The organism is Rosenbergiella collisarenosi, assembly GCF_018494085.1.
In the GTDB taxonomy this organism is placed as follows: Bacteria; Pseudomonadota; Gammaproteobacteria; order Enterobacterales; family Enterobacteriaceae; genus Rosenbergiella; species Rosenbergiella collisarenosi.
This window is the reverse complement of sequence record NZ_JABBFP010000001.1, coordinates 56,248-71,630: the sequence shown is the minus strand read 5'-3', so window position 1 is coordinate 71,630 and position 15,383 is coordinate 56,248. Positions and strand designations below refer to the sequence as shown.

Sequence of the window (15,383 nt, the reverse complement as noted above, 5' to 3'; positions counted from 1 at the left end):
AGAGATTATTGAATAAAAATGCAGCAAGATGCATAATAATCTCATTACCCCCTCTTTCAAAGGTTTATTATGCGAACCCCTTCTAAGCAAGACGATCTGGTACGGGCCTTTAAGGCACTACTTAAAGAAGAAAAATTTAGCTCGCAAAGCGAAATTGTTCATGCGTTACAAGAAGAGGGTTTTCAGAATATAAATCAATCTAAAGTCTCCCGCATGCTCACCAAGTTTGGCGCTGTCAGAACACGAAATGCAAAAATGGAGATGGTCTATTGTTTGCCCGCTGAGTTAGGGGTTCCAACCACTAGCAGTCCGCTGAAAAACTTAGTCACAGACATCGACTATAACGATGCGTTGGTGGTAATACGTACCAGTCCAGGCGCGGCGCAACTTATTGCGCGCCTCCTTGATTCATTAGGTAAATCAGAGGGTATTCTAGGGACCATTGCTGGCGATGACACCATCTTTATCACGCCTTCACGCGGCTTTACGGTTAAAAAACTCCATACCGTTGTACTGACTCTATTCGAACAGGAATTATAGCCTTTGTACTCGGCTGACGCCGTGCGCCAGCCGGTAATTATACGGTTAGATATTGATCATCGTGGATTGATAACGCGTCAAAATGTCGGTTAAACGATGGACCGATTCTTTAACCGCTACCGAGGCATGATTCTCCTCAAGGAGTTGCTCGTAAGTCCCTAACTCCTTGAGTAAACGCTCGTAATAATACTCTTTCTTCTCTACGCTATGCGCCGCGATCACCTTGTCTCCTGTTAGCCGTAGACGCTGATGAAACTCAGATAAAACGGAGTTCGGCGGAATAACAAAACTTCGTAGTCGCTGCTGGCTAATAATAAGCGTTAACGCTAAACGGTATTTGTTCAGATCGCCTGGGAACATGTTTAATAACATGAAGAGCTGCTGATAGAGTGCCGGTAAATGGTTTTCTCTCCGCCGAGAAGGATTCGTGGTTAGCGAGGCCACTGCCGCGTACATAAGCCGGTTTAATATTTTACGCCCCGTCTTGGCCTTAGATTTATCGCGGATAAGCAATATCACCATCAATGATAAGAAGCAGCCAATCATTTGCCCCAACGCATTATCGAGAAAAGACTCAATAGGGAATTTAATCGGATTACTTAATACAATAACATTTAGAGTACCGATAAACCCACCCAACGCGCCGACTTGACGCCGTTGAATCAATACTCCCGCGACAAAAGCCAGCGTCCCGATAATCAAGCAGAGTAGAAAAATGCTCTGTTGAGTATTAGGCATGAGATAGGCGTAGTAGAGTAAACCGAGCGGAAAAGCCGCCGTCATACCATACAGAAAGTCTTTCGCCATCATCAGTGGGTTGGGGATCCGCATTGCTAGCGCAGTCACGACCGCTAACATGATCATACAGCCGCTGCCTGCATTCCACCCCGAATACAGCCAAAAAAGCACGCCCGAGAAAGTGGCAACAAAGGTGCGGATGCCATTGATCATCGCATGATGCGTTTCAGCAGAGCGTGGCGTAATGATCGCCTCACGCCGTAAAATAGCCTCTTCCGTACCGTTCACTTTGACATTACTGCGTATTCCCTTGGAGAGCAGCAGGTACTCAGACGCCGCGCTGACCCACGTTGAAAGTGCCAGCGGCACAGACTCCGCCGGGTATTCGTTAAACAGTTTACGGAGTTCACGGACCTTGTTGCGTAGCTCGCTAATCGAGTCCACCTTCTGCTCGATAACCTCAACAAAAGCACTTGAGAGATATTCGGGATGAGCCTGTAAATTCAAGTAGGTCTCGGTCGCATGCGTAATCATGGTTAACGATAGGGTATTCAACATCTTCAAACGACGACTACTGTTTTGCCAGTGTGAAGACTCCATCTTTAATTGGCTACGCATACCGCTAAATGCACTGCTACGAGCGACCAGTCCGCTCCAGGCTTTATCAACCTCTTCTTTCTCGCCCAACCCCACGCAAAGTTGTAATAACTGGTACTGAGCAAGCAGTAACTGGTCAACTTCTTGGTCGATGACTCGTTTGATCGAACGGGGGGAGAGGAAGATATCGGAGAGGATGGCACATAGAATACCGATCACTATCTCACTACACCGCTCAACGGCTAATCGCGGCATCAGCTCCATAGACCCGGTAGCGTTGGCTGAGATAATAATGATTAGGGCTGTATAGCCAGCTAAACCGAAGGCATAAGAGTTATCTACTTTCACTAGCGACGAGATCCACACGCAGAATCCCGCCCACAGGCAACTAAGGAATAACATGACCATTGGTGCCCTAATGGTCGTCATGACGATTGCTAGCGCCGCGATACAGCCTAAAAAGGTACCAATAATCCGCAATAAACCGCGGTAGCGTAATGCGCCAGAATAAGGGTCCCCCCCGGCAGCAAAGGCTTGCCCACCAGCCACGATACCCGCGGTCATCACTGCCCAACGGGGGGTTTCTAAATTAAAATAGAAACCCAATAGCATCGCTAATAATACAGCAAAAGTTAATTTAACTGGAAAGCGTAAGAATTGAATCATACCGCCTCCACGTTACCCAAATTCACGTAATCGATTCGTTAACTTTTCTAGTGGAGAAGGCTCACGATCCAGTCGGTCTTTTTCACCGGTAATGATTACCGTTGCAGTAGTACCTGCTGGGAAGTGATTACTAACTTGCTCATCAAGATGGATACGTACAGGAACACGTTGTGCTAAACGCACCCATTCAAGATTAGAGTCGACGCTTGCCATACCTTTACTATCGTTACTGCTGCTACTGTTAGTCACCCCTGCGGCCACACTTTCAACCGTTCCGCGGAGTTTTAGATTACTCCCTAGTGGAGTAATTTCTGCACGCAGACCAGGGCGAACTGCATGTAGCTTGGTTTCTTCCAGGTAAGCGGTCACGTAAAAGGTGTGGTCTTTGACCAAGGCTACGGCCACCGACCCACGATTAATAAACTCGCCACCATATACATTCAAGTTGGTGATCCATCCGTCGGCGGGAGCTTTAACCGTTGCACGAACGAGATCCAATTGCGCTAAGTCCCTCGCTGCGGAAGCTTTTGCCAACTGATGCTCACTTGTCTGTAGATCATTATTAGCTTGTTCCACCGCTTCTCGCGATAAAGCCACAGTACTTAATTGATTACGGCGCGCAGCCTCACGACGTTTTTCACCGACCACCGCTTGATAGTAATCAACATCGGCCTGTGCCTCATCCAGCGCCTCTTTAAAACGAGGGCGGTCAATCTCGAATAAGACCTCTCCGCGCTTAACATACTGATTATCGTGAACGTTTACCTGCGTGATTAAACCGGTCACATCTGGAGCTATCGCTACGACATCGGCAGAAAATTTTGCGTCACGCGTCCAAGGGGATTCGGTATAATACACCCATGTACGAAAAACAATCACAATTGCAATTATCACCAATACAAAGGTAATCGCGTAGCGAGCCACTTTTTTTATTAACGTTTTCACTGAAACCTCAGACTATTAAACTCGAAACGAGATAAAACACACAGCAGTACAGGGCGGTATTGACTAACGAGGGGTGCCAGACCAAATCGTAGATTCCGGTTGGCGTGAGCACTTTTTTCACGAGCCAAAACACAATGAGAGATAAGATAAGCTCAACGAAAATAGGTGGAAATGAGAGCCCAAATATCACCAAAACTGGATGCACACTCATGTAAAATCCTTTAACACAATGGCCAGTGAGCCGCTCGGCACAGGACACTGGAAAGCTTTAAGATCCATAATGGTTACTTATTTGGTTGAAAGGCAATGAAGACCCTATCATTAGCCGCTGAAACCGAAACAACACATCACTACAGATAAAGATTATAACGGGAGAATAGAGAAACAAAATTCTATTTATAGCGTTATAGTAACTTGTCTTAGCAATTGTTTTCTATATTTTGTGAACTAAATCACTTTTAACTCAGAGTTAATAATGGAACGATTAAAAAGAATGTCGGTGTTTGCCAAAGTCGTCGAGCTAGGATCATTTACCGCCGTGGCTCAGCAGATGCAGGTAAGCGTTTCATCGATTTCGCAAACGATTTCTCGCTTAGAAGATGAGCTAAACATCAAACTTCTTAACCGTAGTACACGACGTATTGGCATGACACAAGCCGGGAAAATTTATTACTTAGGTTGCCAACGTATGCTGAATGAGGCCACATTGGTTCATGAGCAACTGTTTGAATTTAATAATACGCCAGTAGGAACATTACGTATCGGCTCCAGCACGACGATGGCTCAAAATGTCCTCGCCCCCATCGCAATGCGTTTGTTAGCCGACTATCCAGGCTTGCAGATTGACCTTGTGACCGACAATCCGACCCCCGATTTAATCACCCATGGGTTAGACCTGGTGTTACGAACCGGTCATTTGGAAAACTCCACCCTTTTTTCACGGCAGATTGGCGCAATGCCGATGGTTATCTGTGCCAGTAAAGAGTATCTCAGCCAGATAACTCTCCCAACTCATCACAGCGAGCTTGCTGCACTATCTTGGCTGGAATACACCCTCTCTCCTTATAATGAGATGGAGCTAACTTCTCCCGATGGTGAACTCATTCACCTCTCGCTTAGCGGACGATTCGCCACGAACGATCCACAAACGTTGGTGCATTGGCTTAAGTCGGGTGCCGGCATTGCGTATATGCCAATGATGTGGGTAATGGATGAGGTAAAACAGGGGAATATTCAGATCCTACTTCCCGAATACAGCTCGAAGCCACGCCCCGTCCATGCGCTTTATACAGAAAAGGATAAGCTCCCGCTTAAAGTGCAGATCTGCTTAGCTTTACTCGCAGAATACTTCAAAGAGATGGCGACGCGTTATGAACTATTTCTAAGTAAGAGGTAGCCTGAACGGCTACCTCTTAGAGTGTTATGCCGTGCCACCGACGGTCAGGCGATCCAGTTTTAGTGTGGGTTGTCCTACCCCAACAGGGACGCTCTGCCCTTCTTTACCACAGACGCCAACACCTTTATCTAGAGCAAGGTCATTACCTACCATAGAGATTTGCTGCATGGCTTCAATACCAGAGCCAATCAGTGTTGCGCCTTTCACTGGCGAAGTTATTTTCCCTTTCTCGATCAGATAAGCCTCTGAGGTCGAGAAAACAAATTTGCCTGAGGTGATATCGACTTGGCCCCCACCAAAGTTGGGTGCGTAGATCCCGTAATCGACGCTTTCAATAATCTCTTGTGGTGTAGAGTGACCGGCCAACATATAAGTATTGGTCATTCTTGGCATCGGGAGATGAGCATAAGATTCTCGACGTCCATTCCCCGTAGGAGGTAGCCCCATCAGCCGCGCATTGAGTTTATCTTGAATAAATCCTTTTAAGATACCCTTCTCTATCAACACATTGTATTGACCCGGTACCCCTTCATCATCGATCGCAATCGAGCCACGTAATCCATTTAGGGTACCATCGTCCACAACGGTACAAAGTTCAGAGGCAACTAACTCGCCCTTTTGACCACTAAACATCGATGTACCACGGCGATTAAAATCACCTTCTAATCCATGACCGACGGCTTCGTGCAAGAGTACACCGGGCCAACCTGCTCCTAGAACAACGGGGAGGGTTCCTGCTGGCGCGGCAATCGCGGATAGATTAACAAGCGCCATCCTTACCGCTTCTTTTGCCCAGCCACCACAACGAGTTTCGCCTTGCTCATCGAGTAGGAAAAACTCGTAACCGGTACGTCCACCTCCGCCGCACGACCCATGCTCGCGTTTACCTTGGTCTTCGACTTGTACGCTGATAGATAAACGAACAAGCGGGCGAATATCTGCGGCTAAAGTACCGTCTGTCGCGGCGACTAAGACCTCTTCATAGACGCCTGATAAGTGAACGCTAACTTCTTGAACTCGTGGGTCCGCAGCGCGTGCAACACGATTCACTCGGTGGAGTAGCGCAATTTTATCTTCACGCGTCAGACTATCCAGTGGGTTGACGGCTGCATATAACGCCTTATGCTCCACCGCAGCGAGAGTCCGAATTCTACCATCGCCTTGTTCTTGGACTATGCTGCGTGCGGCGCTAGCACTTTGCTCAAGCGCTTTTAGCGTCAATTGGTCAGCATAGGCAAAACCGGTCTTTTCACCGCTAATAGCGCGGATACCGACGCCTTGGTCGATATGCCAAGACCCTTCTTTAATAATGTTATCTTCAAGTCCCCATGACTCATGCATGCTGGATTGAAAGTAGAGATCACCATAATCTAAGTGGCGCTCTGAAAGCTGGCTCAGCACACGTGAAAGATCTTGGTGCGTAAGGGTATTTTGAGTCAGTAAATGCTCGCTAACCAAGTTCAGTTTCATACATTCTCACTTTTAATTAGAGCCGCAGCGAGTACTCTGCTGCCGACGTCATTCGGTCATTACTTACGCAGGACTTCCTTCACCTCTGGTTTACCCATGGGTCCGGTGATACTGTAGCGTAATAACGATATTTTACTCCAGATGGGGGACAGTACCTTACTTGCGACAACCACAGAGGCTCCGACAATCGGATTGATGGCGAAAGCCGCGGCAACCCCCACCGGTACTGAAATTTCGGGCGCAACCGTTGCCAATAAATCGAACTGGCGGCGCGTAAAATCAACCTCTCCGCGCATACCTATATCCGCTTCGAGACCATCGATATTTAGATTTTCAGTATGCAATATACCTTTATCCAGCCAAGCTGTTCCCGTAATGCTATCGTAATAGAAACCGCTATCCAAGGTGCCTCTGAAATCTAAGCTGACTTTACGCAGGAGCGCATCGATACTTAACAAGCGCAAGACTTGGCCAGCGGCGCCCGTTTCGACATGGCGGAATGCCCCTTTTCCTGCGTTCAGCGTAAGTAATCCACTTAACGTCTGAATAGAGGGTCGCCAAGGGAGATCTCGCCAGTGCAGGTCATAGCCTAGGTGTAAGGGGGTATCGCTTACTGGAACCTCTACCCCAAACCAATGCGCTGCGTCCGCAAGATTATCCGTATGTAGATGCCCTTTTAGCGCCGTACGCTCTTGTCCTGCAACATTATTCCACTCCCCCATCACCGATAGGCGGCTATGCCCAGTATCGATAGTACCGTCACGTAATGTTAGCGTTTTTTGATTCACGCTGAACTTACCTTTTATTTGTCCAAAATTCTGTCCGGCAAACCAACAGGAGTTACAGGTGGCGTCAAGCGCTGGCCACTGGCTAAAATCAATGGGGGCTTGTGCTATTTTTTGGGAAGCTTGCTGTGCAATCTGCGTCGCAGGGAACTGCGGGTTGTAATACAAGTAGTCCAAGTTCAGCAACCAAGGACGTCCTTGGCGGATGTGCAAGTCGCCACGAGCTTCCTCGCTTGCAACCGAGATAGCGGGTTGAGAAAGCAGTTGCGTGACGTTCGCAGTCAGGTTGCGCCATTGCTGCCCGGAGAAAGTCAAGGTCGGCGTTTCGGCGTGTAAACGAGCAGGGAGCGCAAAAGGAATCGCGGCCTGCCATCCTTGTGATGTCGCGTTGTGCATGACTTTTTTCTGCGGCGAGGCAGATGTAGTGGTCGTAACGCGTTGTATCACGTCCAAGAGCTTATCGCCGTCTATTGCAGGTAATCTGACGTCCAGAAGAGATTGCTGAGGGAGTACCGCAGGATCAGAGGTATGACTTAGCCACTGCCCCTTTTCTAAGGCCAATTTCGGCGATAACGCCCATTGCGTCGTAAAACGCTGCTGGCGATCGACGGCGCCCATTACCTGTAGTGTCGATAAGTCGCCCTCTGCGGTGACGTCGATAGGGAAAGAAGTTGCCCCTATCCCCAAGGCTTCCGGTAACGTCCCTGCCACACGCGCGCCATCACTCACTAATTGCACGTGGTAACGCGCCCCACCGTGATGTGGCAGTGCGATGGCTACCTGACTACGCCAAGGAAGCTTCCCTTGTAGTTGCTGACGTAACGTTGTAGGAAATGCCGTTATTTTTTCAAGATCCCAATTGCCACCCGCCTGAACATTGACAGCAAACTGGTCTGCTTTTTCTTCTGTAGAGAAACTCATTTCAACCGGTTGACCAAACCACTGCGCAGAAATAGGAGAACTGACTAGTCGACCATTGTTATAAGTGAAACGACCCGTAACGCCTTTCATCTGTGTTTGTAGCGGTACTATCGTTAACTGGTTATTGTGTAAATTCACATCACCTTTGGCAATCACCTCTTTACCATCGAGAGGGATAGTAAGACCGAGGTGGCCATAAACCTCGCCTTTAACCTTTAACTCATCCAGAGCACTGCCAACACTGTTTGCTAGCGGAGTTTGCTTCATATAACGATGGATATCTTCTCCTTGCCCGCGGATATCGCCATCGATCAATAATTGTTCCTTATGATAATCAGGGATATTAGCAGTCACTTGAGTGACTGGAACGTTGCCCAAGCGAATAGCAGGAGTGCTCATCCACAAGCCGTTGTTCACAAAATTAAGCGTGATATCAAGAGGTGACAGCGCTGGCCATCCTGGCTGGAAAGCAAAGGTTGCCTGAGTTAACGGCACCGTAACTTGGAAGGTGCCTTCATTATGAGTAAAAGGAAATTGATGAGGATTACCCGCAAAAACCAATGTCGCATTATTCGCCTTTCCGCCCTGGATTGCGCTACTCAAATAATGAACTAAACCTTTCGGCATGATTTTGATGGGGAAATAGCGCCATGCATCAGCACCATCATAAGCATTGATACCCGCTAAGATCTGTAAATCTGTTGGCTGCCGATCCGACTGTTGATAAGTAAAGTCGCCCTTCGCAGCAATAGATTTTGCCCTCAGGTCGATATTTTCGCCTGAGAGCGCCAGACGCTTATCGCCGCTATCCCAAGAGAACCCACCGGAAAAATGTTGTAGCTCGAGAGGGGCCTGTAACTGCCCCTGTGAAGCAAGCGTCTGCTGTGCCAGCTCAAGCTTAGTTTCGCCTTGCTGTGCTCCGCCCCTTACCCACCCAGAAAAACCGGTAACGGCTGGAACCTGTTGGACTGCGCGCCAGCCAAGATCCTGCCAGTTTGCCTCAATACGTGTTTGCATAACATCCTGTAAAGGAATATCCATCGCAAGCGTAGCCAGGCGTCCGTGCGGAGCCGCCTGTAGCCAGAGCTTCGCATAATCGTCCTGTAATGGCGACAACAATGGAACTAGAGGGGTAAGTCGTGCAAGCTCTATATTCGTAGCACGCACCCTAACATCGGAATGCTCTGCAGGCAGCCAAGGCTGTTTATCGTCGGCCTGCCAGTTAACGGCAACGCTACCCCGCGGCCAACGCATCTTATCAATCGAAATCCCGGTATCCGGAATGGATAATACGAAGCCTTTATTAACCCGAGTTAACTCAGCCGATAACTGAGTTAACTGTAATTGATGGGCCGATTGCTCATTCTCCTGCCACTGCGCATCGCCATGATTAATCACGACATCACCCGAGGCAAGTGTACCGTCTGCAATATGGAGCCAGGCCATCAAACTAAGATGCGCCTTCTTTAAATTTGTATTTTTATCGATCCAGTTCCCTAACCACGGCTTAGCATCAATATCGTCTATTTTGAGCCAGATGGTGCCTTTATCGAGGAACTGTTGCTTATCGTGGAGGTTAATACGCAACTGTGCAGTACCGTGCTGACCGGTAAAACTGCTTAAGTTCACTAGTCCCTCAGCGCGGTGTAACTTCCCTTCATTGAACCACGTAAGGCTTGGGATATTCAGCGTGATACGCTGTCCTGAAGGGGAAGGAAAGTCGACAGTACTCTCACGAAGGATGAAATGGTCGAAGCGCTGCAAGAAGAGGTTTTTGACTTTATTACTGTCATATCCAGAGTGTGGTGAGCTATCGTTATGCGAGAACTGTTGTATCGAGAAGTGCAGCTGCCAAAATGTCAGATCACGAAACTGTAAACTCGCATGAAGAAGAGATTGCCAGATATCGAGCGCTAACGTTACCTTCTTAATACTTAGCTGACCGCCATCGGCAAGTCGTGCAGAAAAATTGTCTACCGCGAGTGTTGGCCCAAAATTCTTCCAGTCACCTTGCAGTTTATCTGCCGAGAATTGGACTCCCGTCGCAGCTGATGCTGCATTCAGTAATGGCTCACGATACCGGTCCATATGAGGCATAGCCAGACGCAGTGCTGTCACGAGAAGTGCAGCCACCACGATCAATGCGGTAATGGTCCGTAATATCCACTGTGATAGCCTGCTCACTGTCCCCTCACTCAATACTCCATCAACTTCACTATTACATGAGTACTACGTCAAACTGCTCTTGGGTATAAAGGGGCTCGACTTGTACTTTGACCTGCTTACCTACAAAAATCTCAACCTCTGCTAACGCATGAGCTTCTTCATTCTTCAACGTTTCACACACTTTAGGAGACGCATAGACGAGGTAACTATCAGAGTCATAACTATGATGGACTCGTACAATTTCCCGCATAATCTCATAGCAGACCGTTTCTGCCGTTTTCATAGTACCTCTACCTTGGCAAGCCGGGCATTTGCCGCAGAGGATATGCTCTAAGCTTTCACGCGTTCGCTTACGTGTCATCTCGACGAGCCCCAAGGATGAAAAGCCATTGATACTACTTTTTACTCGATCCTTGCTCATCGCACTCTCTAGAGTATGCAACACTCGCCGACGATGTTCCTCATTATTCATATCAATAAAATCAATAATGATAATACCGCCTAGATTTCGCAGCCGTAGCTGGCGAGCAATCACTTGTGTCGCCTCTATATTGGTATTAAATATCGTTTCTTCCAAGTTACGATGACCCACAAACGCACCGGTATTAATATCCACCGTCGTCATCGCTTCGGTTTGGTCGATGATTAAGTAACCTCCGGATTTAAGCGTTACTTTCCTATCCATCGCTCGTTGGATTTCATTCTCGACATCGAACAGATCGAAAATTGGCTGCTTAGCGCTGTAATGTTCCAATTTTGCGGTAAGCTCAGGAACGTACTCTGTCGTAAACTCTACGAGCCTTTCGTAAGTTTCCCGAGAGTCGATACGAATATGATCTAGGGGGGCTTCGACGAAATCACGTAATACCCGAGCGGCTAACGCGATTTCACCATAAAGCTTAATCCGGGTTTGGTGACGCTTTTTTCGCTTTTCGACCTTCGCCCACAAACGCTTCAAAAATGCCGCATCTCGTGCCAGCTCATTATCGCTGATCCCCTCTGCGGCAGTACGGATAATGAAGCCGCCTTGCTCATCACAATATTGGCTCACCGCCTGTTTGAGTCGGGTTCTCTCTGCATCACTTTCGATACGTTGCGATACGCCAACATGCGATGCACCAGGCATAAATACTAGATAACGCGAAGGTAAGGTGATATCAGTCGTTAACCGAGCGCCTTTAGTTCCGAGCGGGTCTTTGACGACTTGTACCATCAAGTCTTGTCCTGGGCGGACTAACTCTGAAATATTCTTAATAGGAAATTTTTTCTGCTCTTCTCCTGCGACACACTCGGTATGCGGCACGATATCAGAAGCGTGAAGGAAGGCTGATTTATCTAGGCCAATATCCACAAAGGCCGCTTGCATGCCGGGTAACACTCGGCTCACGCGACCTTTGTAGATATTACCGACAATCCCACGTTTCGCTTCTCGTTCAATATGAATTTCTTGCAGGATCCCATTATCGAGGTAAGCAACACGCGTCTCGGAAGGCGTAACATTAATCAGCAATTCAGCAGCCATTAATACTCCTTGTCGCTATCGATGAAGTTGAAAGTCGGTTAGCAGCTCATACGTTTCTACCAGCGGTAGCCCGACCACGGCAGAGTAACTACCTTGAATATGGCGAACAAAATTTCCCCCTAGCCCCTGAATACCATAAGCCCCTGCTTTATCCATCGGCTCTTGAGTATCGATGTAGCGGTTGATTTGTTCGGGTGTCAGTGAGGAGAATGTCACGTCAGTCGTAATACAAATCGTTTTACTTATCTCACGGTTTGCCACGGTCACGGCCGTCATCACCTGATGTGTGCGGCCAGAGAGTCGACGTAACATCGTAAAGGCATCTGCTTGCGAATGCGGCTTCTCTAAGACGAGATTATCGACCACCACAATCGTGTCCGCGCCCAATACAGGGCGGTTTTCGGGGGCAATCTCAACCCCTGCTTGTGATTTATCTTGCGAGAGACGTATGACATAAGCTTGCGGATCTTCCCCTACCTGAGCTTGCTCTATAACGTTGGTCACCAAACGTGTAAAAGGTATACCCAGTTGTGTTAATAGCTCAGCGCGACGAGGCGAGCCGGAGGCGAGGTAAATCGGAAGCATATAGAGCCTTATTGAATAGAGAATTGATAACGAATTTTACGCATCAATAAAAATAGCCAAGGCCAGAGTAATCCATCAACCAGAGCGCCCATAAAAATTTCTGGACGGAAAGTAATATCTGTCACCATAAACTGGATCCAAAATACCATGACATCGCTGACCAACGAGAACAACACCACGACCCCGGCTTGCTGCCAAAGTGCCAAATTACGGAACAGTTGAAAGCGATACACAATCAAATAAGCAACGATACTAAAGGTCAACGCGCGGATACCCAACGTCGAGCCTGATACTAAGTCCAACACCGCTCCGACAAAAAAACCTGTACCAATATTGACGCGGTGGGGTAATGCTAAAATCCAGTACAGAAGAAGTAATAATAGCCACGATGGCCGAAACATATAGTACTGCTCCGGCCATGGCATAACCTGTAAGACTAGTGCAATAACAAAAGATAGCCAGATAACCCAACCGCCTTGTCTACGATAGCGACTCAAGGACGCCCTCCTGAGACAACCGGATTACCGGATGCAGGCGCACTTCCAGAGGATTGTGGGGCCGGAGAAGGCGTAGTCGTCGGTGCGGTTGACGCTGGCGCGACGGCCGCAGGCGTCAGAACCTGAGGCATCATCTGCTGTAAACGTTCATTGGCCACTTGATTCACCTCTTGAGGCGTCGCAGGTACGCCCGATTTATTATCATTGTTCCACAATAATAATAGATAGCGTAAGCGTTGCAAGTCCGCGGCAGGACGAACCTCAATGACCGTTGTTGCACGTTGTGTGTCCGGGGTAACCGATGCCACGACACCCACAGGGTAGCCCTCTGGGAAACGTCCCCCGAGGCCTGACGTCACTAACGCATCGCCCACCTTCACATCGGCATTACCGGTCAGATGTTCGAGCTGTAGATTTTCAGTGCATCCATTGCCGGTGGCGATTGCACGGAGATCATTGCGTAGAACTTGCACCGGCAAGGCATGAGAACCATCACAAATTAATAGTACCCGGCTGGAAAATTGCGCAACGGCAATAACTTGCCCGACGACACCTTTATCGCTGATTACCGGCTGGCCTTCGTATACGCCACTGCGGCTACCTTTATCGATAACGACCTGGTGGCTATAGGGATCAGTTGCCTCGGAGATCACTTGTGTGACCATTTTATGTTCATCTTGGCGCAGAGGGGAGCCCAGCAATTCTCTCAGCCGCACATTTTCTTGTCGATATTGGCCTAAGAGCAGTAGCTGACTATTTTTTAATCGCAGCTCACGTTGTAGCGCATCATTTTCTTGTTCGAGAGTTTGACGAGAGGTAAGCGCATCGGCGGTATTATCAAGGAAACGGCGAGGGCCATCAGCCATAAAGTAGAATGGGCTAACTGAGGTATCGAGATAGTCACGAATTCCACGGAAGGAGTTAACATGGCTATCGGTTATGATGATTGCTATAGCCGCCAATACAGCTAGAACTAAGCGTATCTGCAGAGAGGAGCCTCTGCTAAAAATCGGCTTCATAAAATCCTGCGTGTTTTTCACAAAAAACAAGGGAGCGCGTTTTTGTGCACTCCCAAGGCCGGAAAGATCGTTCTGCTGAAGAAAGTGTAGTGCATAACCCCTTATTCAGCGAGTGAGCCACTACTCTTCGCTAAAGAGGTCGCCGCCGTGAATATCGATCATCTCCAGTGCTTTACCCCCACCGCGTGCTACACACGTTAACGGGTCTTCAGCAATCACTACAGGAATACCGGTTTCTTCAATCAATAGGCGATCGAGGTTACGCAGAAGCGCGCCACCGCCGGTAAGAACCATACCGCGCTCAGAGATATCAGACGCAAGTTCTGGTGGACACTGTTCCAGCGCGACCATTACCGCACTCACAATACCGGTTAACGGTTCTTGTAGCGCCTCTAAAATTTCATTGGAATTAAGGGTAAAGCCACGGGGTACGCCCTCTGCAAGGTTACGTCCGCGTACTTCGATTTCCAATACTTCATCGCCAGGGTAAGCGGAGCCAATTTCGTGTTTGATTCGCTCAGCGGTCGCTTCACCAATCAGCGCACCATAGTTACGACGAACGTAGTTAATGATAGCTTCGTCGAAACGGTCGCCGCCCACACGTACAGATGCAGAGTAAACGACACCATTCAATGAGATGACAGCAACCTCTGTGGTACCGCCACCAATATCCACCACCATCGAACCGGTTGCTTCAGAGACAGGAAGCCCTGCACCAATCGCTGCAGCCATAGGTTCTTCGATCAGGAAGACTTCACGTGCGCCTGCACCCAGAGCCGATTCACGGATCGCTTTACGTTCAACTTGAGTGGCACCAACCGGTACACAGACCAGTACACGTGGACTAGGGCGCATAAAGCTATTGCTATGGACCTGTTTAATAAAGTGTTGCAGCATCTTTTCAGTTACAAAGAAGTCGGCAATCACACCGTCTTTCATTGGGCGGATCGCGGCGATGTTGCTAGGCGTGCGGCCGAGCATTTGCTTAGCCCCGTGCCCCACCGCTGCAACGCTCTTTGGCGACCCAGCCCTGTCTTGACGAATCGCTACCACGGAAGGCTCATTCAATACGATGCCTTGGCCTTTTACGTAAATCAGGGTATTGGCCGTACCCAAGTCAATGGACAGGTCATTAGAAAACATGCCACGAAATTTTTTAAACATACTAAGGGGTAATCCTGCAAGCTGGGGGCGGAAATAAAATCCACCTACTCTACCAACCACTCGAAGCAGCGACAAGGCGCAAAATCTGGCGCTTCGGTGAAAACTTTAAGTTAATTGACACTCGGTACTCATCAAACAATAAACGCCTAACAAATACCTTAGAAAACAGTTCGTTATCCAACCATCATTACTTTGCGCAAATGGAGTAAGAAATAAAATCTAACACTTATCGTTTATTTCTTTTACCCTCAGCGTAGCAGAGCCAGTTCGAGAGGCGATACGAAGGACAAACGTTGGAGGATTCTACCCTTATTTGGTGATATTTGCTCAACTTTTAGCGTAATTATTCAACATAAAATTGATACTAAACAC

12 protein-coding genes are annotated in these 15,383 nt (G+C 48.3%); 2 read left to right on the top strand and 10 right to left on the bottom strand.

Annotated elements, in window-relative coordinates:
* The first annotated feature begins 69 nt into the window (after positions 1–69).
* Positions 70–540, top strand: coding sequence for a transcriptional regulator ArgR (gene argR / locus HGT70_RS00330; RefSeq protein ID WP_071433550.1), 471 nt, complete (start codon positions 70–72; stop codon positions 538–540).
* Between the two features lie 45 nt (positions 541–585).
* Here the strand turns inward: argR and aaeB are convergent, their stop codons facing one another.
* Genes aaeB through aaeX form a run of 3 tightly spaced genes read right to left on the bottom strand, consistent with a single transcriptional unit; the run spans position 586 to position 3,697 of the window.
* A complete protein-coding gene (gene aaeB / locus HGT70_RS00325; protein WP_214194588.1) occupies positions 586–2,541 on the bottom strand; it encodes a p-hydroxybenzoic acid efflux pump subunit AaeB in 1,956 nt (651 codons plus the stop codon).
* 12 nt (positions 2,542–2,553) lie between these two features.
* On the bottom strand, positions 2,554–3,486 hold the full coding sequence (gene aaeA, locus HGT70_RS00320; protein WP_071433546.1) for a p-hydroxybenzoic acid efflux pump subunit AaeA: 933 nt from the start codon (positions 3,484–3,486) through the stop codon (positions 2,554–2,556).
* Between the two features lie 7 nt (positions 3,487–3,493).
* A complete protein-coding gene (gene aaeX / locus HGT70_RS00315; protein ID WP_071433544.1) occupies positions 3,494–3,697 on the bottom strand; it encodes a p-hydroxybenzoic acid efflux pump operon protein AaeX in 204 nt (67 codons plus the stop codon).
* 264 nt (positions 3,698–3,961) lie between these two features.
* Here aaeX and aaeR point away from each other — a divergent pair, with 264 nt between their 5' ends.
* A complete protein-coding gene (aaeR, locus tag HGT70_RS00310) occupies positions 3,962–4,882 on the top strand; it encodes an HTH-type transcriptional activator AaeR (RefSeq protein ID WP_071433542.1) in 921 nt (306 codons plus the stop codon).
* A 24-nt stretch (positions 4,883–4,906) separates the two neighbouring features.
* Here the strand turns inward: aaeR and tldD are convergent, their stop codons facing one another.
* From tldD to mreB, 7 genes are all read right to left on the bottom strand, one after another.
* Positions 4,907–6,352, bottom strand: coding sequence for a metalloprotease TldD (gene tldD, locus HGT70_RS00305; protein ID WP_214194587.1), 1,446 nt, complete (start codon positions 6,350–6,352; stop codon positions 4,907–4,909).
* Positions 6,353–6,411: 59 nt separating this feature from the next.
* Positions 6,412–10,242, bottom strand: coding sequence for an AsmA2 domain-containing protein YhdP (gene yhdP / locus HGT70_RS00300; RefSeq protein ID WP_214194586.1), 3,831 nt, complete (start codon positions 10,240–10,242; stop codon positions 6,412–6,414).
* Between the two features lie 34 nt (positions 10,243–10,276).
* Complete coding sequence (gene rng, locus HGT70_RS00295) at positions 10,277–11,746, bottom strand: ribonuclease G (protein ID WP_071433536.1); 1,470 nt, start codon at positions 11,744–11,746, stop codon at positions 10,277–10,279.
* Positions 11,747–11,761: 15 nt separating this feature from the next.
* Positions 11,762–12,331 carry a Maf family protein gene (locus HGT70_RS00290; protein ID WP_071433534.1) on the bottom strand — a complete coding sequence of 190 codons (570 nt, stop codon included), beginning with the start codon at positions 12,329–12,331 and terminating at the stop codon, positions 11,762–11,764.
* An 8-nt stretch (positions 12,332–12,339) separates the two neighbouring features.
* Positions 12,340–12,828, bottom strand: coding sequence for a rod shape-determining protein MreD (gene mreD, locus HGT70_RS00285; RefSeq protein WP_071433532.1), 489 nt, complete (start codon positions 12,826–12,828; stop codon positions 12,340–12,342).
* Positions 12,825–13,847 carry a rod shape-determining protein MreC gene (gene mreC, locus HGT70_RS00280; protein ID WP_071433530.1) on the bottom strand — a complete coding sequence of 341 codons (1,023 nt, stop codon included), beginning with the start codon at positions 13,845–13,847 and terminating at the stop codon, positions 12,825–12,827. Before mreC ends, mreD begins: the two co-directional genes overlap by 4 nt.
* A gap of 120 nt (positions 13,848–13,967) precedes the next feature.
* Positions 13,968–15,011 carry a rod shape-determining protein MreB gene (gene mreB / locus HGT70_RS00275; protein ID WP_071433528.1) on the bottom strand — a complete coding sequence of 348 codons (1,044 nt, stop codon included), beginning with the start codon at positions 15,009–15,011 and terminating at the stop codon, positions 13,968–13,970.
* Between the last annotated feature and the right edge of the window lie 372 nt (positions 15,012–15,383).

Coding starts and splice junctions, on each gene's coding strand:
- rng (WP_071433536.1), bottom strand. CDS start 11,746: ATGGCTGCTGAATTGCTGATTAATGTTACGCCTTCCGAGACGCGTGTT.
- argR (WP_071433550.1), top strand. CDS start 70: ATGCGAACCCCTTCTAAGCAAGACGATCTGGTACGGGCCTTTAAGGCA.
- aaeB (WP_214194588.1), bottom strand. CDS start 2,541: ATGATTCAATTCTTACGCTTTCCAGTTAAATTAACTTTTGCTGTATTA.
- aaeX (WP_071433544.1), bottom strand. CDS start 3,697: ATGAGTGTGCATCCAGTTTTGGTGATATTTGGGCTCTCATTTCCACCT.
- mreC (WP_071433530.1), bottom strand. CDS start 13,847: ATGAAGCCGATTTTTAGCAGAGGCTCCTCTCTGCAGATACGCTTAGTT.
- aaeR (WP_071433542.1), top strand. CDS start 3,962: ATGGAACGATTAAAAAGAATGTCGGTGTTTGCCAAAGTCGTCGAGCTA.
- HGT70_RS00290 (WP_071433534.1), bottom strand. CDS start 12,331: ATGCTTCCGATTTACCTCGCCTCCGGCTCGCCTCGTCGCGCTGAGCTA.
- mreB (WP_071433528.1), bottom strand. CDS start 15,011: ATGTTTAAAAAATTTCGTGGCATGTTTTCTAATGACCTGTCCATTGAC.
- tldD (WP_214194587.1), bottom strand. CDS start 6,352: ATGAAACTGAACTTGGTTAGCGAGCATTTACTGACTCAAAATACCCTT.